Origin of the sequence: Aliivibrio sp. S3MY1 (assembly GCF_028765575.1) — a bacterium.
Classification (GTDB): domain Bacteria; phylum Pseudomonadota; class Gammaproteobacteria; order Enterobacterales; family Vibrionaceae; genus Aliivibrio.
Genome location: NZ_JARACO010000031.1, coordinates 23,922 through 34,075 on the forward strand (window position 1 = coordinate 23,922; position 10,154 = coordinate 34,075).

Here is a 10,154-nt window from a genome sequence, read left to right on the forward strand (position 1 = left end):
ATCAAGCACTTTTCTCTGCCCAATTTATCGCTCAATGTTATGAGCTCTCGCTTGTCTATCTGTTTTATAATGAATGATTAACTATGTTTAAGTACGCACCTCGAATTGATTACCCATTGCTGATTGCTATTTCATTACTCATTTTACTTGGCTCACTCACTGTATGGAGTGCCAGTGGTTTCAGTGAACCTATGTTAGAGCGACATCTTATTCGAGCTTTCATTGCTATTGGTTGTATTGTAGTAATGTCTGCTATTCCACCACGAACCTATGAACGAATAACACCATATCTATTTGTATTGTCCGTTATTCTACTGCTTGGTGTTATCGTTGCAGGCGACAGTACCAATGGCTCTCAACGCTGGTTGGCTATTGGTCCAATTCGATTTCAGCCTTCAGAACTGGTTAAAGTTGCCATCCCTCTTATGGTTGCATGGATACTAGTAGCAGAAGCTGGCCGCCCTGATATGAAGAAAATTATCATCTGCTTACTGGTCACCGCTATTCCTGCTCGTTTGATATTCATCCAACCCGATCTTGATGGTGCTATATTCACTATTATTTACGCATTATTTGTGCTCTATTTTGCAGGAATGAGCTGGAAAATTATTGGCTCTTTTCTCGGTGGGATTGCCGTTATCGTTCCAATGTTATGGATCTTTGTGATGGCTGCTTATCAGAAAAAACGCGTTACTCAATTTCTTGATCCCGAATCAGATCCCCTTGGGGCTGGATACCAAATTATTCAATCATTAATTGCCGTTGGTTCTGGTGGAATGCGTGGTAAAGGCTGGACAAATGCCACACAAGGACAATTAGGATTCATTCCAGAAAGCCATACTGACTTTATTTTTTCAACTTATGCTGAAGAATGGGGGTTTTTCGGTTGTTTGATTTTACTTGGGCTATATCTGTTTATTACCGGTCGGGTAATTTGGCTTGCTTACCAATGTGAATCTTCATTTAATCGTTTAGTCAGTACTACTTTTGCTCTTAGTTTCTTTATGTATGCTTTTATCAATATAGGAATGGTAACTGGGCTATTACCTGTTATGGGCAGTCCATTACCCTTTTTTAGTTATGGTGGTACAGCCATGATTACCCAAGGGATCTGTTTTGGTATTATTATGTCTCTTTGTCTAAGTAAAGTATATAAACCTTAATAATCATAAGTTTATAAAAATATCACCTATAGTGTCGAGATTGTGTTTGGTATGCCTTACTTATAATATGAACTTTTTATGACAATGAATATTTATAGTGACATTCTCAATAACTTAGCATAATCTCGATCTTCCTGACAATGCTCATCTTAGCAAGGTATCAAAGACTTACTGGGATTAGCATCATACCTATTGGTTTGATAATTTTAACTTCGAGCTTTTATGACAAATACTCTATCTATCGGTGCATTAGAATCCTTTCTAATTGCTATTGCCGTGCTATTCCTTGGCCATTTCATTAACTCTAAGTTTGGTCTTTTAAAACGATATAATATCCCTGAGCCTATCGTTGGTGGATTAATTGTGGCTTTTGCCATTACTGTTTTACACTTTCAAGGCATCAGTCTTGAATTTTCACTGCCTTTACAAAACACATTCATGCTAATGTTTTTTAGTACGGTTGGCCTTGCCGCTAACTACACACAATTACTAAAGGGCGGCACCAAAGTATTCCTCTTCTTAGCCGTTGCTTCGTTCTATATCATTATCCAGAATGCGGTCGGTGTTGGACTTGCTAGCGCAATGGGGTTAGACCCACTAATGGGGCTTATTGCTGGCTCAATAACCCTCTCTGGTGGACACGGAACAGGAGCGGCTTGGTCACAAACCTTTGCGGAAAACTACCAAATCAATACGCTAGAGTTAGCAATGGCTTCTGCTACGTTTGGTTTAATCATGGGCGGTTTAATTGGTAGCCCAATTGCACAACGATTAATTCAAAAGCATAATTTAGAATCAGAGTATGGTATTGGTGTTGATACCCACACCCGCTTCCCTGAGCTTGTCACTTATAATGAGCGTGAAGAAGATAAAGTCACAGCGAAAAAAGTCATTGAAATGCTGTTTATCTTGCTTATCTGTGTGGTTGGATCTAAGTATTTAAGTCAATTTGTAAATAGTTTTGGTATTGCTTGGCTAAAAATTCCTGATTTTGTTTATGCCCTATTTGTCGGTGTATTCATTACCAATCTCTGTGAAGTCACTAAAGCACGTAAAATCGACACTGAAACGGTTGATATTTTAGGAACGGTTTCACTTTCCTTATTTTTAGCCATGGCATTAATGAGCTTAAAACTTTGGAATATCTTTGATTTAGCCATACCTTTCTTAATTATATTAACCGTTCAAACTATCGTTCTGGCGTTATTCTCATATTTCGTTACGTTCCGTGCGATGGGATCAAACTATGACGCGGCAGTAATGGTGGGTGGTCATTGTGGCTTTGGTCTAGGAGCAACACCAACAGCAGTAATGAATATGGGATCATTAGTTTCTCGCTTTGGTCCATCTCCACAAGCGTTTATGGTTGTTCCGATTGTTGGCGCATTCTTTATCGATATAACAAACCTGATAATTCTTCAAGCTTATATTAGTTTCATTGGATAATAAAAAATAAGCTATAAAGTATAAACTTTATAGCTTATTAATCGAACTTATATTGTAAATTGATCTATGTTTTTAGATAAGTTAGAAATGCTTTTATTCATATTTTTAACTTGCTCTGAAATTACATTTGAGACGTCCATACATACTTGAGACATGTCCCTTACATTAACAGCATTACCGTTAATCTCTTCAATCACACAAGTTTGCTCTTCACTTGCCGTAGAGATTTGGTGACTCATATCAGATATAGAATTTAAGTTGTTATCAACAATTTCGATATTATTTCTAGAAACAATAGATTGCTCAACACACTCTTTAATTGTATTTTGACTTTGTTCCATCTTCTCACTTACATCAAGTGTCTTAGTTTGTAAGTTAGAAATGATACTATTAATTTCAATCGTAGAATGCTGTGTTTTTTGAGCAAGTACACGCACTTCATCAGCAACAACAGCAAAACCTCGTCCCTGCTCTCCTGCTCTTGCCGCTTCAATAGCAGCATTTAATGCCAATAGGTTCGTTTGATCTGCAATATTACTGATCATATCTAGAACACTGGTTATCTTGTTACTATCATTACGTAACTCAGAAATTAAAACATTACAATCATCAATTTCAGTAGAAGCTAAAGCAATCACTTCAGATGTATTTAAAACAATTTGCTTAGTCTGATTACATTCTTTGGTTGCATCAGTAGTAAAATTAGCAGAATTATTGATATTACTTGCAATTTCATTTGATGCGCTTTGCATTTCATTAATTGCAGTTGCTAGCATATCAACAGAATTAAGTTGCTGAGTTATTGCTTTTTCATTTTCTTTTGATTGCTGATTCATTAAGTTAAATGCATCATTACTAATATCAATACTTTCTTTTACTGCATTGATTACATTAACAATTTTCAATCTAAAAGAACGAATTGATTTCATGATACTGCCGATTTCATCATTCACAAAATCATTGCTTTCAATAAATGTACATACTTCGCCATCTCGAAGATCCAATGATATGAAAGTATTTAAAGAAGCATTTATCAATGCTATACGGCGATTCAAATCTTTTGAGATAAGTAGTCCACTAACTACTGAAACCAATGTTATAGATACAATAATAAATATAGCAAAGTACAAAGTATTTAATCGTTCTTGTTTTGATATTTGTCTATACTCTTCAAGAAAAGTATCTATTTTCCCTGAAAGATCACGTATATTATTATTAATTTTACTATAAACTACTAAACTATCATTAACCAGTTTAGTTCTAGGCTCTAATATTCTTCCATTTTTAATAGCATCAACATATTTAACATATTCATTAATTTCATTACCTAACGAATTTAATTGTGCTTTTTCATTCTTTATAACATCTAAATCAAATGTACTGTATGAATTTAAAAGAGAATTAATATCTGATATCAAAATATTTCTTTCATTCAAATCATCTTTATCTTCAAAACGGATAGAAATCAATGCAAGATCTGATCTTCTTAAGGAAATTAATTTTTTTTCAAAGCTATCAAATATTTCTGATGACTCGATCACTTGTCTAAATAAAAACTGCTCTGTTTTATCATTTTCAACATAATTCATATATATAATATTTAATGATACAAACAACCCCATTGCATTAAATGCCACTAAAAATAAAATTTTATTTTTTAATGAAAAATTCTTCATTTTATAACCTTCAATAATAATTATTATACTGCTTAATCTATTCCAAACAAATAAACCATCAATAATGAAATCTAATCATTTCCTAACTCATTAAGTATGACATTAAGATTAATACACTTTGACATAACTTCTTTATAGTGATCATTATTATATATTGGCTTTGATAATTCATTGATAAGCCAACAATTTAAGTCAATTAACTTCAATACTGCCTCTTTATTATTAACCAACAAAAGAGGATCTTTTTCCATTGCAAACTTTAATATTTCACACGCATCAGAAATTTTATTAATTAAAAAAACATAGTCTATCTTCATCGAGAAATCACTCCTAAATCACTGTTATTTAATAAAATAAATAATAACGAGACATATGAGAACACTCTAATTATAGTTAGTTACATTTAATTACATGATTAATGACACTCAATAATTTAGTGTCTTTATATATTTTTAATTATAAATTAAAATAAAACATTAACAGGCATTCCTTCCACCCATGATTCTTTCTCTAATTTATCATTAAACATCACCTTCACCTTAAGCAAGGCCTTAGCTCCTTCAAAAGGTTTTGCTAACTGAGCTGGTAATTTAGATGTCGTTTCAATTGTAATATATACATAGCCTTTCAAACGTTCTCTATTCGGCAGAGTTACCGTTACAGAAGCTCCTTCTATTGCTTTACTTATATATTTTGGTTCTAAATATACAATAACAAACGGTTCTAATTTCGATGACACAGTAACCAAATCATCACCTTTTGTTACTCTTTGACCAACAACTGCATGTATATCTAAAATAGTACCATCTAATGGTGATCTAATATTAAGAGCATTATATTGACTTAATTTCGTTACTAATTCTTGATTTAACCCTCGGATAACTTGAGCTATTCCACCAGCAAGATTAAGTTGATGTTCATTTATTTTAGCTTGACGTAAATCAATATCAGCATTAGTCATTAAATTTTGAGCATTACTGTGCATACCAATAATGGCGGCATAATCAACTTGTGATACCTTACCTTCTCTTATGTACCCATCATACTTTTCTTTTAACTTGGTTATTTTAATTAAATTCAACCTTGCATTATTAACCGCTAATAAATATGGACCAAAGTCATCTTTAATTGTATTTTTGTTATCGCCTAATTTTTTTAGCTCACGCCTTAAAAATGAAATATCTTCATTTAATATTTTATCTTCTAAAGATAAAATATTTTCATTTTCAAAAATACCCCCTCCCTCTTTAGCATTAATATCAACGACTAATCCATCTTGAGGTGCGGTTAAAACAACTGGATTACTGGTAATAATCCCAGGTGCAATCGTTAATATATACTCTTGGAAAAACAAATATAACATCACAAATAATGGACTTAATACTAAGGCTAAAATTGAATACCAACGTATGCGATAACCTCCTCTTTTAGCGTTACCATAAACGACTTTCATGCCATTCTCAGTTGTTGGCTGTTTATTTTTTTCTAAGTGAAACTTAACTTTCATAATGTCTAAAACCGTTTCCCACGTTTAAGTACCCACCATGGAGCCATACTTGATTCTTCATGACTTCTTCTCGTCACTTCATTAACCATTGAAAATGCAGTTATTAATCTCATAAAAAATGCATATAATGGATAAATTGGTAACCAAATTAATAATTTGACATCTTCCCTTGCTCTTTCTGATACCAAACCAATATAAATCGAAAACGTAAGAAGTATAAAAACCATATATATTAGATATATAAAAAGTAACATTGCTAAAATCACGGTTACTGGATAATTAAATAAAATATGCAAAGTAAATAAAACCATCAAAAGTGGTAGTATCACGTTTTGAATTACCCCATACACTAATGTATATATGAAATTACCCCAACCCAATAACTTTGGGGTTAGTCCACTCTTATGTTTTCGCAAAAATAGAAAAAGTAAATCGCCATCCCATCGTAATCTCTGCATGATCAATATTTTTAATGTATCAGGGGCATCTGTATGCCCAACCGAATGAGGAGAAAATGCTAATCGACTGTTTGGGTGACGTCCTTTGTATTGCTTTAATCGCATAGTAAGATCAAGATCTTCAGCGGTATGAGTATCCCACCCCCCAACTTGTTTAATCACATTTACGCGAAAAGCACCAAATGCCCCAGAGATATTATTTAATACCCCCCAGTTACTCATTCCTGTTTTACCTGCTTGCATTGACATCATATACTCAAGTGACTGCATACGGGTTAAAAAGTTAGTATCCCAATTGCGAACTCGAAGTGCCCCGCCAGAAGCAAGAACGTTTGGATCAGAAAATTGTTTCGCCATCTCCCAAGCCATATTATTATCGAAGGAGGTATCGCCATCAACATTGATAATTAGGTCATTCCTTGCTTCTGATAAGCCTGCATTTAATGTTGATACTCGACCTCCGCGTTGCCATTTAGCGACTACTTTTACTCTTCTCATCTCGCAAAACTGATGCCTTTTAGCCCCATTTAATGCCGCTTTATAAGTATCTTCGTTTTGTTTGGCTCCATCAACAACGACTAATATCTCAATAAAATTCGGATATACCTGTTCAACTAAAGTATCAATAGTCTGAGCAATAGCATCACCTTCTCCATAACAAGTAATAATAAAACTAATCGTAGGATATGTTTCTGGCTCTGCATTGCTTAAGTTCCATGACCAACGAAAAACACCCGTTGATACCAGCAGAAATAATGGTAATTCAATAAAAATCATAATTGGGAAAAATATAAAGATGAGCTCAATATCTTGCTTCAGCATCCCAATCATAGAATAAAAAACGTATTCAAACTCGTTCATTATTCGATAGCGCCAAGTTGATCAACTAACCATAAAGAGGCATCATCATTTAATGATGGTTCAGGCAAGGACCAAATATGCACATTTAAAACAACTAATTCAGACTCAATTTTATCAGCGATGATTTCTACTTTTTTCTGTAAAACGGATAGCGACTCAATGGGTGTCATTGGCATAAGTAGTAAAATCATGTCAGAACGATACTGACAACAGATATCGGTATCACGCAAAATTCCATTCAAATCATTAGATATCTGATCAATTAATTGGGCTAATTTAGCCTCTCCAAATTGATTTGAATAAGCTTCAATTCCAGATAACTTAATACCTAACAATATATGATTATGCTTATGTCTAATCGCTAATTTATTAACCCAAACTAATAAATTATCAAATGATTCCCCACCGATAAGACCTTTTAATGACAATTCTTGACTAAATGAATTTTGACCATACATCATTACGTTTTTAACTTGTTCATCAGCTTTGTAGGTATTAATGTGACGAGTAATTAAGTCATCTATTTCATTACTGTCTGAACATGATAAACATCTGACTCTAGCGGCAGACTCAGAAAACGTATAGTCGCAATCTAAACACTTATAATTTTCTAATGGTCGGTCATAATCGACGCCAATGTGTCTCAATTGAGTTAAGCAAGTTGGGCACTCTAACTTACCACGTTGCGTAAACTTATCTTGCTTACCTACATGGCCGCAAGTAAAGCAATGTAATGAAATAGACTCTTCAATATCTACACTTTTACAAGAAGGACAGGTTTCAATATAATTCTGATGACCACTATGGCAACTTGGACACAGCCTAATTCTATCAACTGTATATTCTTTCTTTAAATTTCCTCGCTTCACTTCTAATTGAAGATAGTTAATAAACGTACTTTTATAACCTAAATACGAAGATATTAATGGGTAATGATACAACTCATTTTTTGTAGTATCACAAAGCGGTTTTAAGCATCGCTCATTTCCTAACCAAAGCCAGGCTAACAATTTGTCGATTGGTTCTTCTTTTATTAACTCTAGTTTTGAACGATGTAAATTCCATTGTTCTGTTACGTTTGTTGGAGTCCATAAACCATCAGATAAATGTGGGCTTAATATGCTTACTTTTAAAACATAAATACGCCAGTTCCATAGTGCTAGCTTAGAATGAAGATATTCTAATGCTCTATCTTGTTCTTCTGAAGGTAAAGATAATATACAAATAGCTGGTTCATGTAGAAATAGTTCATCTACATTTGTGATATGAATAATATTAATATCACTACCATATATAAATTTAGATTTACCAATAACATAGACAGGAATAAAACTTCCAGGTTGCATATTCATAATTGTCACCATTAAAATTTTAAGTTAAAAAGAAAACCATTAGGTAATGAATTTCTCTATATTAAAAAATGCTTTACTTAGAATTATTAAATTTTATTTTATACATTCTTTTATCAGCAACTCTAATGAGATTCTCTTTATCTACCCCGTCATCAGGATAGAGGCTGTGACCAATGCTAATTCCTATATTTAAAGAAACATCATCAATAGTTATAGGCTCAGATATTGTATTAATAATTTCCATTTTAAAACTATCTAGTTCTAGTTTTAAAGTATTTCTTAACACAATTGAAAACTCATCACCACCCAACCTAAAAACATAGCCTCGCTTGCCAACAATAAACTTAATTCTTCTAGATATTTCGACCAGTAATCGGTCTCCGACTTCATGGCCATAAATATCATTAACTTTTTTAAAACCATCAAGATCAGAAAAAAACAATATCGACGTTTTAAATAATGAGCTAAATTTCTCATCAAAAGAACGTCGATTATAAAGTCCAGTAAGTGAATCGACATACGAAAGCTTATACATTTCTTTCTTTTTTTCTAATAAACTCATGAACATATAAGAAATAACAAACGACGAAACAATAAAAAAAACTAAAATATACACTTTATATTTGTACTCAATTGGATTAAGCCAGTTATCTTTAGAGCTCACGGAAAGAACCCAGCACTGATTCAATACCGAAAACTTATGTTCCACAGTGTGTGATAATACCTTATTTGACGTCTCACTAATCATTTTAACTTTATTAGTACTTTTCTCTATAAAGCTTAATTTATAATTGTATCCATCAGCTGATAATTCATTTAAGGATAATGTTTTTATGAAGCTTTCAATATTTAATACCACAATACTAAAGCCCCAAAAATCTTTAAATTCATTCCCAACAAATACTGGAGTTCTCATTATTAGTCCCAACCCACCTTGAAAAAGAACAAGTGGTTCTGACATCATACTTACCTTGTTGTCTCTTGCATAAAAAGCATCCTGTTTTCTTTTTTTATCTGTAAATAAATCAATATATACATTTTCATTACCCTTTTTAGGATATGCAAATTTAACAAAACCATTAGGTGCGAGCTGTAAACTTTTTATAGCCTTGTTATTATGTATAAGGTTTCCAGATATTAAATTAAATTCATCCTCAGTTATAAAAGAATTTTTCGTAAAAATTAAATATTTAAATACCTTCGATAGAGTAAGATATTCATTGATTTTAATTAGAACTTCACTTTCATATTTACCTAAAAGATGGACCATGTTATTTTTATTTATTGTTCTTGCAGATTCATTGCTTACATTAAAAATAACAATTCCAATAAAAACATAACATACACACAAGCTAATTAAAGCCATTTTATTCATCTTAGTTAGCATATTATAATTTTATTAACTCATCTATTTTTATCTAAATACATTCTCTCATCTGCATAATTAATCGCATTTTCAATGCCTTTAGCTAAAACATCAATACCAAAAGAAAAAGATAACGTAATATTATCTAATTTAAATAAACGCTCTACTTTATTTCTAATTAAATTCAATCTAGCATTAAACACATTAATATCATTGCATTTAGTAAATACTAAAAACTCATCACCACCATATCGAATTATTAAGTCTTCTTCCCTTAATTCGTTCCTTAAATATCCAACAAATCTATTTAAACAATTATCACCAA

At 32.4% G+C, this 10,154-nt stretch carries 9 protein-coding genes; 2 read left to right on the forward strand and 7 right to left on the reverse strand.

Annotated elements, in window-relative coordinates; translation table 11 throughout:
* Window positions 1-83: 83 nt before the first annotated feature.
* A complete protein-coding gene (gene rodA, locus PVK62_RS15350; protein ID WP_274444823.1) occupies window positions 84-1,163 on the forward strand; it encodes a rod shape-determining protein RodA in 1,080 nt (359 codons plus the stop codon).
* A gap of 222 nt (window positions 1,164-1,385) precedes the next feature.
* Window positions 1,386-2,609, forward strand: a complete 1,224-nt coding sequence (gene gltS, locus PVK62_RS15355) for a sodium/glutamate symporter (RefSeq protein ID WP_274444824.1) — start codon at window positions 1,386-1,388, stop codon at window positions 2,607-2,609.
* A gap of 47 nt (window positions 2,610-2,656) precedes the next feature.
* Here the strand turns inward: gltS and PVK62_RS15360 are convergent, their stop codons facing one another.
* The 7 genes from PVK62_RS15360 to PVK62_RS15390 all read right to left on the reverse strand — a co-directional run.
* Window positions 2,657-4,285, reverse strand: a complete 1,629-nt coding sequence (locus tag PVK62_RS15360) for a methyl-accepting chemotaxis protein (RefSeq protein ID WP_274444825.1) — start codon at window positions 4,283-4,285, stop codon at window positions 2,657-2,659.
* Window positions 4,286-4,356: 71 nt separating this feature from the next.
* Window positions 4,357-4,602: a hypothetical protein gene (locus PVK62_RS15365; RefSeq protein ID WP_274444826.1), complete on the reverse strand. Its 246-nt coding sequence runs from the start codon at window positions 4,600-4,602 to the stop codon at window positions 4,357-4,359.
* A gap of 146 nt (window positions 4,603-4,748) precedes the next feature.
* Window positions 4,749-5,792 (reverse strand): HlyD family secretion protein, encoded by a 1,044-nt coding sequence (locus PVK62_RS15370; RefSeq protein WP_274444828.1) that lies wholly within the window; start codon window positions 5,790-5,792, stop codon window positions 4,749-4,751.
* A gap of 5 nt (window positions 5,793-5,797) precedes the next feature.
* A complete protein-coding gene (locus PVK62_RS15375) occupies window positions 5,798-7,111 on the reverse strand; it encodes a glycosyltransferase family 2 protein (RefSeq protein WP_274444829.1) in 1,314 nt (437 codons plus the stop codon).
* The gene (locus tag PVK62_RS15380; protein ID WP_274444830.1) at window positions 7,111-8,463 is read right to left on the reverse strand and encodes a diguanylate cyclase domain-containing protein; all 1,353 of its coding nucleotides are present in this window, start codon (window positions 8,461-8,463) and stop codon (window positions 7,111-7,113) included. Before PVK62_RS15380 ends, PVK62_RS15375 begins: the two co-directional genes overlap by 1 nt.
* A gap of 73 nt (window positions 8,464-8,536) precedes the next feature.
* On the reverse strand, window positions 8,537-9,829 hold the full coding sequence (locus PVK62_RS15385) for a diguanylate cyclase domain-containing protein (protein ID WP_274444831.1): 1,293 nt from the start codon (window positions 9,827-9,829) through the stop codon (window positions 8,537-8,539).
* Window positions 9,830-9,867: 38 nt separating this feature from the next.
* On the reverse strand, window positions 9,868-10,154 hold a 287-nt coding region (locus PVK62_RS15390; protein WP_274444832.1), incomplete at its 5' end, for a diguanylate cyclase.